This is a genomic window from Bartonella sp. AP57NXGY (assembly GCF_042195805.1).
In the GTDB taxonomy this organism is placed as follows: domain Bacteria; phylum Pseudomonadota; class Alphaproteobacteria; order Rhizobiales; family Rhizobiaceae; genus Bartonella.
On record NZ_JBHIOZ010000003.1, the window covers coordinates 27797 to 44539 of the forward strand.

The window sequence follows — 16743 nt, forward strand, 5'->3', positions numbered from 1 at the left end:
GAACCTCGGATGCTTTCTGTTTCTGTATGGGATAAAACGATGGTCGGAGCTGTAGAGCGCGCTATTCGCGATTCTGGTCTTGGTTTAAATCCCATAACTGATGGTACGAATCTACGTATTCCTTTGCCTGAATTGAATGAAGAGCGCCGTAAAGAACTTGTAAAAATTGCGCATCACTATGCAGAGCAAGCGCGTGTTGCTACACGTCATGTTCGTCGGGATGGTCTGGACAATTTGAAAAAGTTAGAAAAAGATGGTGAAATTGGACAAGATGAAGCCCATAGTTTGTCTGAAAAAGTTCAAAAACTCACGGATGAAACTATTGCTGATATTGATAAAATTTTAGCCGTAAAAGAATCTGAAATTATGCACGTTTAAGACGATTTTGTCACTAGAAAAAGGATATTTACTCCCAGCCTGTAAATTGTTTCTAGGGATAATTGTGGGGAGTGGTGTGCTCTGTGGTAGCAAGGTGTGATGCAGGAAGGTGTTCTATCATTTTGATATGGGAGAGACTGATTTGAAAGGGCAGATGTTTTAATTTTTTAGTCTGCGTGATAAATCATGCCCTTTGCTGGGAGACACTATTTAACAGCATGGTGCGGGTTTTTAGTTGAGCACGTCTTTGTTAAAATGCATAATGAAAGCATTATTAGAAATTATTCAAATATTCTAAGATGAAGGTTGAGGAAAGAATATAATGCAAAAAAACAAGTCTAACCTTTCTCTTATTTCTCATTATAAAACATGTGAGTATAATTGATCAAGCAGATGTTATGTGGCGTAATTCATTTTTTAATGACGAATAGTTGATAGAAAAGTGTTTTTATACGAAACCTATATTAGTTAATTTGTATGGGGCAGAGGTAACTGCTTTTTCATTTTATATTGAGAAAATATTAAAAAAATATTTTATAATTTTGACGGAGATTTTTGAAGCTGTTTTCATTGATTATTAGTTTCATAAGCGCTATCTTAGTAGACTGAATTATTTATGATAAATTATAAGAGAAATTATACAGGTATGAGATAAAAATACTGCGTAGGGGAGTTTTTCTTGCGTTAATTTTAGAGCTTGTATTTTCTATTTTTATTGTTTGGATGTTGTTTTGTCTAATTTGGTTTATCGTATTCTGACAGCTTTTGTTTTTGGCATTATTGCGTTGTATCTAACATGGTTGGGAGGAAACTTCTTTTTTTTATTTGTATGGTGTATTGGCGGTTTTGTTCTTTATGAGTGGATGAGTATTACTAAAGAGAAATGGTGTATTTTACAAAAAATATTAGCAAGTATCTTTTATTTAATCTTTGGCTTTTTTTTAGTATTGAGTGTATCTGCTTCATTGATTTTTTGTGTTTTAATCGTTTTAGCTACAGTGTTAGCTATTATATCTATAAAAAAGAGTGGTTGGGTTTTTTGTGGTTTTTTATATGCATCTTTTCCTGTTGTTGCTTTATGCTTTCTACGGGATCATGAAATGTTGGGGTTCCAAGTTGTTATTTTCTTATTTACGATAGTGTGGGGAACAGATATTGGTGGTTATTTTATCGGACGTGCATTAGGGGGGCCTAAATTAGCACCACAATTTTCTCCTAATAAAACATGGTCAGGAGCACTTGGTGGTACATTTGTCGGAGTTTTCGGTGGTATATGGGTCGCTTTTGGATTTTTTGATATAAATTTAGCCAGTTTTTTTGTGCCACTCCTTACACTTGTTTTGTCAATTGTTTCACAATTGAGTGATTTAGGGCAATCATGGCTCAAAAGACGGTTTTCTGTTAAAGATTCTAGTTCTTTATTGCCTGGACATGGTGGTTTTATGGATCGTATAGATGGATTGGTAGGGGCAGCTTTTCTTCTTTATTTAATTGGTTCATTTATGTCTGATATGGATGCGCCTTTTAATCTTTTTAGTATGATCTAATTGGGAGAAGATAGTTTGGAACTTTTAAATCATATCGTCACTATCGGTGATTTTCTTTTAAGAAGTTTGAGTATTCTTTTCATCATTATGATTATCATTTTTGTGCACGAATTTGGGCACTATCTCATTGGTCGGTGGTGTGGTATTAAGGCGTTAATTTTTTCGCTTGGATTTGGACCAGAAATAGCGAGTTATACAGATAAGCATGGCACGAAGTGGCGTTTAGCACTTATCCCCTTAGGAGGTTATGTAAAATTTGTTGGGGATGAGGAAAAAATCGATACGGAATCATCCCAATCATCTCTGATTGTTGATGGTTCATTTGTTAGTGCGCATGCTTGGAAAAAAGCAGCAACTGTTTTTGCCGGTCCTTTCTTTAATGCCCTTTTTACTGTTGTTATTCTAACATTTTTTTTCTTTATCTATGGTCGTGTAGCCATTGAGCCCGTTGTTGGTTCTTTGGTAAAAGATAGCCCTGCTCTTCAATCCGGTTTGGAATTAGGTGATCGTTTTGTTGAAATGGATGGACGACGGGTTGAAAGCTTTGAAGATTTGATGAATTATGTAGCTTTTCACGGAAGAGAACCCATAGAGTTTAAAATAGAACGCATGGGGCGAGTCTTTACAACGATGATTACCCCGAAAGTCGTTGAGCGAGATGATGGATTTGGTAATCGAACACGAAGTGCTATGATAGGTGTAGGTGTTCCTGTTGATTTAAATAATCCTGCACGTTTAGATCCAACTTATATAAAACATATTCGCTATGGTTTTGTAACAGCTGTAAGAAAAGCGTCAGACCGTACTGTGTTTATCGCCACTCAAACCGTTCTTTTTATGAGTCGTTTAATAGGAGGCAAAGAGGATCGTTGTCGGCTAAGTGGACCTTCTAAAACCGTTAAAATTGCTTGGAAAGTGAGCGAGACAGGTTTTATCTCTTTGTTGAATTTGGCAGCTTTTCTTTCAATAAGTGTTGGGCTTATTAACCTTTTTCCGATTCTACCGCTTGACGGTGGGCATCTTTTATTGCATGTCATTGAGGTCATTACTGGGAGGAAAATATCTGCTAAAATTCAGGGAATCGTTTTTCGTTTAGGTTTTTTCATTCTTCTCCTTTTTATGATCTTTGTCTTTTTTAATGATTATTTTTGTTGGTTTAGCTAATTAAATTATGGAAAACGCTTTATAAATTAAGTAATAATAGCAAAAACAAATTGAAGGTTGTTTACCATGTCTACAAAATGTTGTGGCGTTGTACATTATAATGAGTAATTAAGGAATGAAAAGTCTCGCTGTAAAAAGGTTGTTATGGCAGTTAGCTTTTAAGGCATCATGTCCAAGGAACGAGAGTAAGGTAAAAAAGCCAATGACTACGAATTCAAAGTTTTTAAATGCAGCATCTGTATTGGTGTTAAAGATGGGGATGATTGCCCCAGCAACGGTTTTTATGTCAATTGCTGCGGTCGGAGAAATACAAGCGTCTGTAGTCCGCTCTATTGAGGTTCGTGGGAATAAGTTTGTAAGTTCTCAGGCGATTCGAGACAATATGGGGATTAAGGTTGGGCAAGGTGTTTCCAGTGGTGATGTTGATAGTGCTGTGAAGAATCTTTTCGAATTGGGTTTATTTTATGATGTTAAAATAAATCCGGTGGGTGATAAATTGGTTGTATTCGTAAAAGAATATGAGGTTGTCAATCAAATATTGTTTCAAGGAAATAAATCTTTTAAAGACCCAGATCTTAAGCGGTTTATTTCTTTAAAACCGAATGAGCCTTTTAATTCTGCTAAGCTTTCTGCTGATATAAATACAATTCGTGAGGCTTATAAAACTCTTGGTCGTAATAATATCACTGTTAACGTTCAAACGATTAACCTTGGAAAAGGGCGGGTTAATGTGGTATTTAATGTCGTTGAAGGGAAAAAAACAAAGATTGGTGATATCACTTTTAAGGGAAATAATGTCTTTGGAAGTCGTCGTTTGCGTGATGTGATTTCAACAAAAACTTCAGGAATTTTTTCGAAGTTGTTGGGAGGTGATGTTTACAGTGAAGAGCGCCTCGCTGTTGATGAAGAAGCTTTACGTCGCTTTTATTATAACCGTGGTTATGCAGATTTTCGTGTAGTCTCTTCTAAAGCAACTTTTGATGCAGCAAGCAATACGTATAAAATTTCTTTCGTTCTTGATGAGGGTGCGCTCTATAAAATTAGCGATATTCAGGTTGAAAGTGATGTTGATGGAATTGACGTTCAATCTGTGAAAAGGATGCTTAAAACCCAGCCAGGTAATGTTTATAGTGCAGAAGATATTGAACAGTCTGTTGCAACTATTAATAACAAAGTTGCTGATTCGGGATATGCTTTTGCTAAAGTTGAACCGCGGGGAAATCGTAATTTAGCAAATCATACAATTTCAATTTTATATAATATTGAACGGGGTACACGTGCTTATATTCAACGTATTGATATACGTGGCAATGAGAAAACGCGTGATTACGTCATTCGCCGTGAGATTGATTTAAACGAAGGAGATGCTTACAATCAAACTTTATTACAGCGGGCAAAACGTCGTCTAGAAAGTTTAGGTTTCTTCAAAGCCGTTAATATTTCAATGGTTCCTACAGATCAATCTGACCAAGTTGTTTTGGTAATAGATGTCGTTGAAGCTTCAACAGGAGATCTTTCTCTTTCTGGAGGGTATACAACAGGGGGAACAAGTCCTGGTATGTCACTTGAAGTTTCTGTTACTGAACGTAATCTTGGGGGACGTGGTCAATATGTTCGTTTAGGATTAGGTGCGGGGCAAGAAAAATCTCGTAATTATAATTTATCATTTGTTGATCCTTATTTCTTAGGGTATCGTTTATCTGCTGGTGTTGATGTTTTTCGTAGTACTTATCGTGCTGATAAAGCCTATGATGTACGGCAGACAGGTGGATCGCTGCGGTTTTCGTTACCTATTAATAATCAATTATCTGCTAATGTAGCTTATTCTTATGTGCAGGAAGAATATGATTTTGGCGGAGAGTATGATTTTGACAAAGAGAGTGACATAATAGAATTATATGGGAAATATTCTGGTGCGATTGTTCAAGCTGCAAAACACAGCCCTTGGAAACGTTCATCAATTAGTTATGGTTTCACCTATAATACGATTGATGATATGAGATCCCCCCATGATGGGTGGTACGTGCATCTGCTTCAGGAATATGCAGGGCTTGGTGGGAGTGCAAAGTTCTTGAAGACCACGGGTAAGGCGATGATGTACAAGACTCTTTCTGACCAGAAGGATATCGTTGGTTTGCTTTCCTTTGGGGGTGGTTATATCCACGGAATGGGCCGAGATGGTGTTCGTATTTTCGATATGTTTAAAGTAAATTCTGATATGATTCGAGGGTTCAAATATAATGGAATAGGTCCGCGTCAGGTTTCCAGTAAGGGTGAGGTTTATTTCTTGGGGGGAACGACATATATGAATGCGACTGCTGAAGTACAGTTCCCTATCCCTGTCGTGCCTGAAGGATTTGGGTTGCGCGGTGCTTTATTTGCGGATATTGCCACGCTTTATGGCAATAATTATAAAGCCGTTTTTAAGGGTGAACCGTCTGTTACCAATACCAAAAGTGCTTGGCGTTCATCTGCAGGTGTGAGTTTGATGTGGGATTCTCCGTTTGGTCCTTTGCGTTTTGATTATGCTTGGCCAATAACGAAGCAGGAAGGTGATCGTTTGCAACAATTGAACTTTGGTATTTCTACGAAGTTCTGATTTGAGCGATTTTAAGAAGGAAAAACTTGAAGAGAATAGCTTAAGCTGGGAGAGAAAGTGTTTTGATGGCGGATACATTTTTTTTTACGCCGTCCCGACGATTGACAGTTGCAAATGCTGCTGAGTTGACGGGTGCAAAGCTTCTTAATCCAGAGTTTTCTCATAAAGTTATCAATACTCTTTCTTCACTTGAGAGTGCTGTGGAAGGTTCGCTTGTTTTTGTAGAGCATCGGAAGTTTTCTGATGCTTTACTGGACAGTTCTGCTGTTGCTGTTTTGTGTACGAATGAGATTGTTTTTAAAGTTCCCGAAACTATGGCAATTTTGGTGACATCCACACCACAGCGTGACTTTGCTCAGATTGGTCGTATTTTGTTTCCAGATTCTGTCAAGCCAATGCCTTGGTTGGGGCAGAAGGGGATTTCATCGCATGCGCATATTCATCCAACGGCTAAGTTGGCACATGATGTGTGTATTGAAGCGGGAGCTGTTATTGGTAAAAATGTTGAGATTGGTGCAGGAACTCTTATTTCATCCACAGCTGTTATCGGTGAAAATTGCCGTATTGGATGTGACTGCTATATTGCTCCTAAGGTAACAGTTCAGTGTTCTATAATAGGTGATAAGGTTCAGCTTTATCCTGGTGTTTGCATTGGGCAAGATGGTTTTGGTTATGTTGGGGGCGTTTCTGGAATCGAGAAAATTCCACAGCTTGGTCGCGTTATTATTGAGGATGGTGTAGAAGTTGGTGCGAACACGACAATTGATCGTGGAACATTTCAAGATACTGTTATTGGTGAAGGAAGCAAGATTGATAATCTTGTACAAATTGCCCACAATGTCAAAATTGGACGCTATTGTCTTATTGCCGCTCAATGTGGCATTGCGGGAAGTACATCTATAGGGGATATGTCTCAGCTTGGCGGAAGTGTGGGAGTAGCGGATCACATCATAATAGGTAAATCTGTTCAGATTGCTGCTCGTAGTGGTGTTATGAATGACATTCCGGATGGCGAAAAATGGGGAGGTAGTCCAGCGCGACCATTTAAACAATGGTTTCGTGAAGTAGCGGCATTGCGCAGTATGGGAAAAGTTAAAAAGGAGAAACGCTGATATGATCAGCAGTGAAAAAACTAAAAACTTAGAGGCTGTCGATATTGAAAAACTATTATCAATATTACCGCACCGTTATCCATTTTTATTAATTGATCGTATCGTTGATATTGATGGTGAACAAGAAGCGATTGGTATTAAAAATATAACGATTAACGAGCCACATTTTATGGGACATTTTCCCTCAAAGCCTGTTATGCCTGGAGTTTTGATTTTAGAAGCTATGGCACAAACGGCAGGAGCAATAGCACTTTTAAATTTAGGCAATAAGCAAACAAATTTAGTTTACCTTATGACGGTTGATAATGCGAAATTTCGTAAGCCGGTTATGCCTGGTGATCAGCTCAAGATTCATGTTCAGCTTTTGAAAAAAAGATCTGGTATGAGACGTTTTTCATGTGTTGCAAAAGTAGAAGATGTCCGCGTCGCTGAAGCAGAAATTGCTGCGATGATTGTTGAAAAAGAATAAACGATATTTGATGGGGATTTAAAAATGTCCGGTACGAAAATCCATCCAACTGCTCTTGTGGAGAAGGGAGCGCAGCTTGGTGAGAATGTACGCGTTGGACCATTTTGCCATATTAGTTCAGAGGCTGTTATTGGTGATGAATGTAGTTTGACAAGTCATGTTGTAATAATGGGAAAGACAACGTTAGGAGCCAAGAGTAAAGTATTTTCTCATGCCGTTTTGGGGGCAGATCCGCAAAATAATAAACATAAAGGAGGGGCTACAACTCTTTTTATTGGTAAGAATTGTACGATTCGTGAAGGTGTAACAATGCATAGGGGGTCCGATTCGAGTGTAGGAATGACAGTTGTTGGTGATAATTGCCAATTTTTTTGTTATGCGCATATCGCTCACGATTGTTATGTAGGCAATCATGTAACATTTGCCAATAACGCAATGATTGCTGGTCATGTTACTATTGGTGATTATGTGATTATTGGTGGTGGTGCTGCTGTTCATCAATTTGTTCGTGTTGGACATCATGCATTTATCGGCGGCGTATCTGCACTGGTTGGTGATCTGATACCTTATGGAACAGCTGTTGGTGTGCAGGCAAAACTTGCTGGACTCAATATTATTGGCATGAAGCGTGCAGGACTTGAGCGTCAAGATATTCATGCACTCCGTCATGCGGTTGCTATGCTTTTTGATCATAGCAAACCATTTAAAGAGCGTGTCAGTGATGTTGCTTCTTTCTATTCTTCTTCTCAGTCTGTTTCTGAAGTTGTTAATTTTATTAAAGAAGAAGGAAAGCGTTTTTATTGCACACCAAAATTTGAAGGTGTTAGAATAAAAGAACATAAGGATTAAAAATGCCTATTTGGGGAGCCAGAAGTTTTCTTTCCGGCCGTACTGCTATTATAGCAGGAAATGGTGTTCTACCGATTACTGTTGCGCAGACTCTTGAGAAGAATGGAGAAAATCCTTTTCTTGTGCTTTTGCATGGTGAGGCAGATTCTGTTCTTTATCGCTATGAGCATTGCGAGCTATCAATTGTAGAGTTAGCACGACTCGTTAAAATTTTAAAAGAGGCTGGTGTATATAATGTTGTTTTGGCAGGTGGTGTGAAAAAGCGTCCACTTCTTAAACAATTGCGACTGGACTGGACAACATTTTTAGCTCTTCCTAAGTTAATCGGAGCTTTGAAGAGGGGAGATGATGCGTTATTAAAAGCTTTTATACGGGTTATTGAAGCACACGGTTTTTGTGTTATTGGTGCTCACGAAATAGTCCCAGATCTTTTAGCTCCCATAGAATTTAATTTAACAGTACGGCGCGCTACTCCAAAAGAGAAAAAAGATATTTTTTTAGCAGTAGAAGCAGCAAAGCTTTTAGGTCAATTAGATATCGGGCAAGCCGTTGTCGTTGTCCAAGGAAGGGTGGTTGCTCTAGAGGGCGCTGAGGGAACTGATAATATGTTGTGGCGTATTTGTGAAATGCGAGAAAGAGGGCAAATTCCCCTTAAAGGTGGCATTCTTGTAAAATGCGCAAAACCACAACAGGATAATCGCGTTGATTTGCCATCAATTGGGCCCGCGACAATAATGAATATTGCAAAGAGTGGTTTATCTGGTGTTGCGGTGGAGGCAAATAGAAGTCTAATATTATCAGTGAAAACAACAATAGAAAAAGCCAACAAATATTCTTTATTTATAGAGACATTTGAAAAGTTTGGTCATGAATAATTGTTTCTTAAAGATTGCAGTGGTTTCAGGTGAGGAATCTGGTGATTTACTTGGGGCCGATCTAATTTCTTGTTTATCACAACAGATAGGATGCAATATTCATTTGATTGGTGTTGGGGGGAGCCATTTAAAGGCATTAGGCTTAAAAAGCTTTTTTGATTCCCATGATATTGCTTTAATAGGTTTAAAGGAGGTGTTGAAAAAACTACCATTGTTGTTGCTACATATTCGCAATTTATCCAAATTTATTGCACAAGAACAACCTGATTGTTTAATTATTATTGATAGTCCTGATTTCACGCATCGTATTGCAAAAAAGGTACGTGCTTTAGCGCCTTCTATTCCTATCATTAAATATATTGCACCAACCGTTTGGGCATGGAGGCCAGAGCGTGCAAAAGCTATGTGTGGATTTGTTGATCATGTTTTAGCGGTTTTTCCTTTTGAAGAAAAGATTATGCAAGATTTGGGAGGCCCTGCCACGACTTATGTTGGACATCGTCTTTTGACATATCCTCCCCTTTTGAGAGTTCAGTCAGAAAAAAAAAGCCAATTAGAACAAAGAAATTTGATCGATACACAAACATTATCGCCTGCATTAGTTATTTTGCCAGGATCACGCAATTCAGAAATTCGTTCCTTAATGCCTATTTTTCGAGAAACAGTAGAGATTCTTGTACAACGTATTCCTCATTTACGTATTATTTTACCAACCTTACCTCATTTGGTAGATAGAATCCGGGACTTTGTGCAGGGCTGGAAAAGCAAGATAGAAATTGTAGTTGGTGAAGATGAAAAATGGCGTGCTTTTGCACAAGCAAATGTTGCTCTTGCTGCACATGGAACTGTTTCACTTGAATTAGCCTTAGCAAAAGTTCCTATGGTTCTTTGCTATAAACTTGATTTCTTTTCTAAATTATTTATTTTTCCTAAAATGATGTTATGGAGTGCTGCTCTTCCAAATATTATTGCTGATAAGCCTATTGTTTCGGAATATTTGAATGAATTAATCCGTCCTGGCATGTTAGCAAGACAGGTAGAACAACTTTTGGCTAATCCTTTATTGCGACAGGCACAACTTGATTCCTTTGAGATGGTAGAACAGAAAATGAAAACTGAAGTACCATCGGGGGTTGTTGGCGCACAAACAATTATCACTCTTTTAAAAAGCAGGAATAAAATTGTATAAATAAAGCAATATTTTAATGATTAATATTTAATTTTAGCAAGAAAATTACAAGCACGTTGGCTTTTAGGATTGGTAAAAAATTCTTCAGAGGCTGCATCTTCAACAATTTTTCCATTTTCTAGAAAGAGTATTCTTTCTGAGACTTTACGTGCGAAGCCCATTTCATGGGTAACACAAAGCATTGTGATCCCTATATCGGCTAATCGAGCCATCACTTCCAAAACTTCTCCCACACTTTCTGGATCAAGAGCAGAGGTTGGTTCATCAAAAAGCATGACTTCGGGTTCCATACAAAGTGCACGGGCAATCGCAACACGTTGTTGTTGCCCACCAGAAAGTTGTAAAGGATATTTTTCACAGTGTTTTTCAATACCAACATGCGTTAAGTAACGAATTGCCCGTTCTTGTGCTTGTTGTTTGGAAAGCCCTTGAACGGTCATAGGTGCTAAAATACAATTTTGTATAACGCTCATGTGGGGAAATAAATTAAAGTTCTGAAAGACCATTCCTATCTTACGAAGAACATTTTTTTGCTGTTGTATAGGTGCAGTATGGATATCAACGTTATGGATACAGATTGAACCTTTTTGTGCTTGTTCTAATTGATTAATACAACGAATTAACGTTGATTTTCCTGATCCGGATGGTCCACAAATAACGATATGTTCACCAGCTTGAACATTAAAGTTGATATCATGTAGGACCTGAAAGTTTCCATACCATTTATTTAGATTTTGGATAGAGATCACAGGGTTTTTACTGGGAGAGATCGATTTATTATTTTTCAAATTCATCTTATTTTATTCTTTCATTGATGAAGAACTTGATTAATTCAACATTTTGATTTGATACTGTTTTTTATGATCATTTTATTTACCGTAAATATCGAGTGAGGCGCTGCTCGATAAAAACAATAAAACGATGAATGAGTTCAACGATAAAGAGATAGATAAGAGCAGCCCAAACGTAAACTTGAAAATCGAAAGTCCGTGAATAAGCGAGTTTAGCAACCCCCATTAAATCATAAACAGTAATAAGTGAGGCAACAGCACTGGATTTAATCATTAAAATCAACTCATTTCCTAAGGGGCGTAATGCTACAATCATTGCTTGTGGAAGAATAACTCTAAAAAATGTGACAGAGTTGCTTAAACCTAAAGCTTTTGATGCTTCGCGTTGTCCAGTTGTTACGGATAGAAAACTTCCTTTAAAGATCTCAGATTGATAGGCAGCAGAATTGAGTGTAAAAATAAAAAGACAACAATACCACGCGTTTTGAAAAAACCACCATAGCCCCACTTGTTGCCAAAAACTGTTCATTGAACCAAGCCCATAATAAAAAAGAAAGAGTTGAGCTAATAAAGGAGAGCCACGGAAAAAATAGACATAAGCATTTGCAAAATATTGTAAAAATGTATTCTCTGATAGACGTGCAAAAGCGATAATCATACCAAGAAAAAGGCCTAGAGAACAAGAAATAGAAACAAGTTCAACAGTAACAATAAAGCCATTAATAAATTTGGGTCCATAATGACTTAAAAGATCAGGATTAAAAAGAAAATAAAGCCACTCAGGAATCATTGACTTAGCACCTTTTTATAGCCTATTTGAGTGTATGTTTCCAAATGGCGTAAGATTGCAGTAAAAACCGCTGAAAATAACAAATAGAGTAAGCATGCTACAAAATAAAATAGCATGGGTTTATTGGTAGCAGCGACAGCTAGATTCGTTTGTCGCATGAGGTCAACAAGCGCGATGGTAGAAACAAGGGATGTATCTTTCAGTAAAGTAAGCCAATTATTAGAAAGTCCTGGCAAGGCATTTCGGATGAGCTGAGGGAAGACAATACGAAAAAATGTGGTTGACCGTGAAAGTCCTAAAGCTTTAGCTGCTTCATATTGACCTTTATCAAAAATATTAAATGCTCCAAGCCAAACTTCACAAGAAAAAGCTGCAAGAACCATACTAAGGGCAAGAACACCAGCAACAAAAGCATTGATACTGAACATGATTTCAAAACTAAAATAGTCAAATAAATTTTGAATAAGGCTTTGTAATCCGTAGTAAACTAAAAACAAAGTTAAAAGCTCTGGTAGCCCACGAAATATCGTTGAAAAGAGGCGTGCCATAGCTTTGGCCATCTTAATATTGGATCGAATCATCACTGCATTGAGAAGCCCTAGAGGAAATCCTAGAAGTCCACAACATAATGCCAATGACAAAGTCATTCCTGCACTGGAAAGTATAACTGCTCCCCATCCACCATTGCTAAATGATAGCAATGCTAAATTTTCAATCATTCTTGTATTCCTCATGAAAGAGTTAGATAATATTTTTTAGCAATAACCAACGGGTTTCATTAAAATATCATATTGATATTTAATAAACATCACTTGTAAAATATTTTCTCATAATTTTTTCATAAGTTCCATCCAAACGGATTTCTTTTATAGCTTCATTGAACTTATTTTTAAGATCATTATTATTTTGACGGACTGCAATTGCAACAGGAAATCTTGTTTCTTCTAGAGTTCCCAAGAGGAGACAACAATCTTTTCCTTCATTTTTAAGCCAATTTAATGCTTGTAATTTATCAACAATGATCACATCAAGTCGATGATTTAAAAGATCACGATTCACTTCTATTGTGGAAGGATAGAGTTTTATTTTCACCTCTTCAGAGGCAAAATGATCTTCTGCATAGAAAGCTTGTGTTGTATTTGATTGCACACCAAGATTTTTACCTCTAAAGTCTTTTGTCGAGATTTCTTTAATTCCCGAAGCTTTGGTAACAATAACAGCCAGTGCTGTATCGTAGTAAGGATCTGTAAAGTCAATTTTTTGTAAACGCTCTTGTGTGAGAGAGAGGGAAGCAATGATAGCATCATATTTTTTTGCAATAAGTCCAGGGATCATTCCCTCGAAGTCTTGTGTAACAATAGTACACTCAACATTCATTTTTTTACAAAGTGCATAAGATATATCAATATCAAGTCCCTGCAATTTATTATTTGAGTCAATATAACTGAAGGGAGGATAGGTGCCTTCACTCGCAATTTTTAATGTTTTCGCATCAGCCAATTGGGTGAATAGTGCGGCGCTTATTATAAGAGCTCCTGCTAATAGTTTCATGATGTTCTCCTATTGGATAAGCGGGCAATATGAAATCATTATGTTTTTATAATCTGTAAGCTTTTTGGGAGCAATTCAAAAATTTATTGATGTTTATTTTAGATCATTATGTTGGGCATTATTGATAAAAAAAGAATAAATATCTTATTGCTTGTATGATAGCTTAATTTTCACGAAATGATTGATTTGAATCATTTCATGAGTAAAAACTGAGGATTTTTCTTGAAAATAAGGCTATTAAATTTGAACATAAAAAAATTAGATTTTGATACGGTAAAAATACAACCTTATTGTTGTCATTAGATTCTACAAAATGTTTAGATCTCAAGGAGCAATTAAAAGTTATTTTGATAAATGTAAATTTTCTTATAAAAATGCCGAATTTCCAATTATACCTGCATGTTCAATAAAGAGTTAAAGATACCCCTTAAATATACAGATTGAGTTTTAATTCATAGTACTATCTAATTGATATCGAAAGTAAAATATTTTCTCATAATTTTCTCATAGGTTCCATCGGCGCGGATTTCTTCTATTGCTTTATTAAAACTGTTTTTAAGATCATTATTATTTTGACGGAGTGCAATTGCAATAGGAAAATTTGTTTCTTCTAGAGTTCCCAAGAGGAGACAGCAGTCTTTTCCTTCATTTTCAAGCCAATTTAATGCTTTTAATTTATCAAAGATGATGATATCAAGCCGATGGCTTAAAAGATCACGATTAACTTCTGTTGCTGTAGGATAAAGTTTGATATTAACTCCTTCAGAGGCATAATGATCTTCCGCATATGCAGCTTGTGTTGTATTTGATTGTACACCAAGGTTTTTACCTCTAAAGGCTTGTGTTGAGATTTCTTTAATTTCCGAATTTTTGGTAACGATAACAGCGAGTGCTGTGTTGTAGTAAGGATCTGTAAAATCAATTTTTTGTAAGCGCTCTTTTGTAGGAGAAAGGGAAGAAACGATAGCATCATATTTTTTGGCAAGAAGACCGGGAATCATCCCCTCAAAGTCTTGTGTGACAATAGTACATTCAACATTCATTTTTTTACAAAGCGCATAAGATATATCAATATCAAACCCTTGCAGTTTGTTATTTGAGTCAATATAACTAAATGGCGGATAAGAAGCATCGCTTGCAATTTTCAGCGTTTGAGAATTGGCCGATAGGGTAAACAGTGTCGCGCTTATTATAAGAGCTCCTGCTAATAATTTCATTATGTTCTCCTATTAGATAAGCTGGCAAATATGAAACCATCATGAATTTTTATAATCTGTAAGCTCTTTTGGAGCAATGTAAAAAATTTATCTGTGTTCATTTTGCTATCATTATGCTGAATATCATTATCAAAAAAATAATTTTTTTTTATAAAGTATGGGAATAAAAAATATAGGAAAGAAAGTCACCTCTTATTGGTTATAGGGTGATTTTTAATAATTTTATTTAAAAATCAATAATTTATCTTTAAAAGAAAAACTATCAACTTAAATACAAAGAAAATTTCAGCTTTTAACAGGACAAAATGTAAAAGTGTTTTTATTCTAATTAGAGAAGCACTTAATGTAAGCTTTTTGCAATTTTATCTGAAGAAGATAGAAAGAAAAATTCTGACATTGCTAGATTTTAATATGTAATAAGGCTTTTAAACATGGGGGAATGATAGGGAATACATTTCCATTAAAGATAATGAGGATTATAAGGTAAAATTTTCAATTTCTTTTTGCTAAATGTTTGGCTAATTTGCAGAAGAGTATTCTCAATTTCTTTACAGAGCTAAAACTTAGAATTTTTTAGTAAATTTTTATGATGATGTTATCTCTGTAGAAAGAGTTTTAAAATCACGTTTTATAAAAATTTTTAAAGGATGTTTTTTGATTACTCTCAATAAAGCTTCAGTAAATTGAAGCTTTATTGATTTCTTTTTTTAATTTGCACGTTCATCTATAGGAACATAGTCACGCATAGCATAGCCTGTGTAGAGTTGTCGAGGACGACCAATTTTTTGTGCAGGGTCTTCAATCATTTCTTTCCATTGTGCCACCCACCCGACACTGCGCGCCAATGCAAAAAGGACAGTAAACATTTCAGTTGGAAAACCTAGAGCTTTTAATGTAATGCCGGAATAGAAATCAACATTGGGATAAAGCTTTTTCTCAATAAAATATTCATCACTTAAGGCAATTTTTTCAAGCTCTATTGCAATATCAAGAAGAGGGTCATCTTGAATGTTGAGTTCTTTTAAAACTTCATGACAGGTTTTTTGCATGATTTTTGCACGTGGATCATAATTTTTATAGACACGGTGCCCAAAGCCCATAAGGCGGAAAGGATCATTTTTATCTTTTGCACGTGCAATAAATTCAGGAATTCTTTTAATAGAACCTATTTCTTGTAGCATTTTTAGGCATGCTTCATTGGCACCACCATGTGCTGGTCCCCAAAGGCATGCAACACCTGCTGCAATACAGGCAAACGGATTAGCACCTGAGGATCCAGCAAGACGTACCGTAGATGTAGAAGCATTTTGTTCATGATCTGCATGAAGGGTAAATATTTGATCCATCGCCCGAGCAAGCACAGGGTTTGTTTTATATTCTTCACAAGGAACAGCAAAACACATATGGAGGAAATTTGCAGCATAACTAAGATCATTACGTGGATAAACAAATGCTTGTCCAATACTGTATTTATAGGCCATAGCAGCAAGCGTTGGAACTTTTGAGATAAGACGAACAGAAGCAATCATTCTCTGGTGAGGATCTGTAATATCAATAGAGTCGTGATAGAACGCAGACATAGCGCCAAGGCAGGCAACCATGACGGCCATAGGATGAGAATCACGACGGAAGCCATGGAAGAAGCGTGCAAATTGTTCGTGGACCATGGTATGCTGCATAATACATCGATCAAATTCATTTTTTTCTTGCTGTGTTGGGAGTTCACCATAAAGTAAAAGATAACAACTTTCGAGAAAGTCTCCTTTTTCAGCCAATTGATCAATAGGATAACCACGATAAAGCAATATGCCTTTATCACCATCGATATAAGTAATTTTTGATTCACAAGAAGCTGTTGAAGTAAAACCAGGATCATAAGTAAAAATATCGGTTTTTTTATAGAGAGAAGCAATTTCAATGACTTCAGGTCCACTCGTGCCTTTACGCAAGGGAAGCTCTACTTTTTTATCATTCACAATAATATATGCGTTATTCTCAGACATTCGGTATTCCTTTCAGATCCTTCACTTCTAAAAATTAAGACTCTGCTTCATCAGAGTGGGGGATGTATAACTGAAGCTTTTCTTACTTATTTAAGGGTAGATTGCCTCTAAAAGTGAGTACATGCAATCTAAAAATATTTCCTTATTGATCATTATTACTCAATAAGAAATGTATTTCAATGATATAACATAAAAAACTCTTTTAGGGC

Annotated in this window: 15 protein-coding genes; 9 read left to right on the forward strand and 6 right to left on the reverse strand. The window is 36.4% G+C overall.

All coding sequences use genetic code 11. The features are described from left to right. From frr to lpxB, 9 genes are all read left to right on the forward strand, one after another. Window positions 1-378, forward strand: a 378-nt coding sequence (gene frr, locus ACFIL8_RS00930) for a ribosome recycling factor (protein WP_375688759.1), incomplete at its 5' end; no start/stop codon positions are given. Between the two features lie 731 nt (window positions 379-1109). After that, the gene (locus tag ACFIL8_RS00935) at window positions 1110-1925 is read left to right on the forward strand and encodes a phosphatidate cytidylyltransferase (protein ID WP_375613469.1); all 816 of its coding nucleotides are present in this window, start codon (window positions 1110-1112) and stop codon (window positions 1923-1925) included. A gap of 15 nt (window positions 1926-1940) precedes the next feature. Next, a complete protein-coding gene (locus ACFIL8_RS00940) occupies window positions 1941-3089 on the forward strand; it encodes an RIP metalloprotease (RefSeq protein ID WP_375612125.1) in 1149 nt (382 codons plus the stop codon). Window positions 3090-3291: 202 nt separating this feature from the next. Further along, window positions 3292-5688: an outer membrane protein assembly factor BamA gene (gene bamA, locus ACFIL8_RS00945; protein ID WP_375688761.1), complete on the forward strand. Its 2397-nt coding sequence runs from the start codon at window positions 3292-3294 to the stop codon at window positions 5686-5688. 65 nt (window positions 5689-5753) lie between these two features. Next, window positions 5754-6800, forward strand: a complete 1047-nt coding sequence (gene lpxD / locus ACFIL8_RS00950) for a UDP-3-O-(3-hydroxymyristoyl)glucosamine N-acyltransferase (RefSeq protein ID WP_375612127.1) — start codon at window positions 5754-5756, stop codon at window positions 6798-6800. 1 nt (window position 6801) lies between these two features. After that, window positions 6802-7269, forward strand: a complete 468-nt coding sequence (gene fabZ, locus ACFIL8_RS00955; RefSeq protein ID WP_375629629.1) for a 3-hydroxyacyl-ACP dehydratase FabZ — start codon at window positions 6802-6804, stop codon at window positions 7267-7269. 24 nt (window positions 7270-7293) lie between these two features. Continuing rightward, window positions 7294-8118, forward strand: coding sequence for an acyl-ACP--UDP-N-acetylglucosamine O-acyltransferase (gene lpxA / locus ACFIL8_RS00960; RefSeq protein ID WP_375609506.1), 825 nt, complete (start codon window positions 7294-7296; stop codon window positions 8116-8118). Between the two features lie 2 nt (window positions 8119-8120). Next, window positions 8121-8993: an LpxI family protein gene (locus tag ACFIL8_RS00965; protein ID WP_375612129.1), complete on the forward strand. Its 873-nt coding sequence runs from the start codon at window positions 8121-8123 to the stop codon at window positions 8991-8993. Then, complete coding sequence (gene lpxB, locus ACFIL8_RS00970; protein ID WP_375613473.1) at window positions 8986-10182, forward strand: lipid-A-disaccharide synthase; 1197 nt, start codon at window positions 8986-8988, stop codon at window positions 10180-10182. The genes ACFIL8_RS00965 and lpxB overlap by 8 nt, the downstream gene beginning before the upstream one ends. A 20-nt stretch (window positions 10183-10202) precedes the next feature. On the opposite strand, the gene ACFIL8_RS00975 is transcribed toward lpxB, so the two are convergent. The 6 genes from ACFIL8_RS00975 to gltA form a co-directional block, all read right to left on the reverse strand. Then, entirely contained in the window at window positions 10203-10976 is a 774-nt protein-coding gene (locus ACFIL8_RS00975; protein ID WP_375613474.1) for an amino acid ABC transporter ATP-binding protein, read from the reverse strand. A gap of 79 nt (window positions 10977-11055) precedes the next feature. Then, on the reverse strand, window positions 11056-11763 hold the full coding sequence (locus tag ACFIL8_RS00980) for an ABC transporter permease (protein ID WP_375612132.1): 708 nt from the start codon (window positions 11761-11763) through the stop codon (window positions 11056-11058). Continuing rightward, window positions 11760-12482: an ABC transporter permease gene (locus tag ACFIL8_RS00985; protein ID WP_375612133.1), complete on the reverse strand. Its 723-nt coding sequence runs from the start codon at window positions 12480-12482 to the stop codon at window positions 11760-11762. Before ACFIL8_RS00985 ends, ACFIL8_RS00980 begins: the two co-directional genes overlap by 4 nt. Window positions 12483-12561: 79 nt before the next feature. Next, entirely contained in the window at window positions 12562-13314 is a 753-nt protein-coding gene (locus ACFIL8_RS00990; RefSeq protein WP_375612134.1) for a transporter substrate-binding domain-containing protein, read from the reverse strand. Window positions 13315-13778: 464 nt separating this feature from the next. After that, window positions 13779-14531 carry a transporter substrate-binding domain-containing protein gene (locus tag ACFIL8_RS00995; protein WP_375612135.1) on the reverse strand — a complete coding sequence of 251 codons (753 nt, stop codon included), beginning with the start codon at window positions 14529-14531 and terminating at the stop codon, window positions 13779-13781. Window positions 14532-15238: 707 nt separating this feature from the next. After that, a complete protein-coding gene (gltA, locus tag ACFIL8_RS01000) occupies window positions 15239-16534 on the reverse strand; it encodes a citrate synthase (protein ID WP_375618359.1) in 1296 nt (431 codons plus the stop codon). Window positions 16535-16743 lie beyond the last annotated feature (209 nt).

Excerpts from the sequence above, each read along its gene's own strand:
- bamA (WP_375688761.1), top strand. The coding sequence starts at position 3,292 with ATGACTACGAATTCAAAGTTTTTAAATGCAGCATCTGTATTGGTGTTA.
- lpxD (WP_375612127.1), top strand. The coding sequence starts at position 5,754 with ATGGCGGATACATTTTTTTTTACGCCGTCCCGACGATTGACAGTTGCA.
- fabZ (WP_375629629.1), top strand. The coding sequence starts at position 6,802 with ATGATCAGCAGTGAAAAAACTAAAAACTTAGAGGCTGTCGATATTGAA.
- lpxA (WP_375609506.1), top strand. The coding sequence starts at position 7,294 with ATGTCCGGTACGAAAATCCATCCAACTGCTCTTGTGGAGAAGGGAGCG.
- ACFIL8_RS00965 (WP_375612129.1), top strand. The coding sequence starts at position 8,121 with ATGCCTATTTGGGGAGCCAGAAGTTTTCTTTCCGGCCGTACTGCTATT.
- lpxB (WP_375613473.1), top strand. The coding sequence starts at position 8,986 with ATGAATAATTGTTTCTTAAAGATTGCAGTGGTTTCAGGTGAGGAATCT.
- ACFIL8_RS00975 (WP_375613474.1), bottom strand. The coding sequence starts at position 10,976 with ATGAATTTGAAAAATAATAAATCGATCTCTCCCAGTAAAAACCCTGTG.
- ACFIL8_RS00980 (WP_375612132.1), bottom strand. The coding sequence starts at position 11,763 with ATGATTCCTGAGTGGCTTTATTTTCTTTTTAATCCTGATCTTTTAAGT.
- ACFIL8_RS00985 (WP_375612133.1), bottom strand. The coding sequence starts at position 12,482 with ATGATTGAAAATTTAGCATTGCTATCATTTAGCAATGGTGGATGGGGA.
- ACFIL8_RS00990 (WP_375612134.1), bottom strand. The coding sequence starts at position 13,314 with ATGAAACTATTAGCAGGAGCTCTTATAATAAGCGCCGCACTATTCACC.
- ACFIL8_RS00995 (WP_375612135.1), bottom strand. The coding sequence starts at position 14,531 with ATGAAATTATTAGCAGGAGCTCTTATAATAAGCGCGACACTGTTTACC.
- gltA (WP_375618359.1), bottom strand. The coding sequence starts at position 16,534 with ATGTCTGAGAATAACGCATATATTATTGTGAATGATAAAAAAGTAGAG.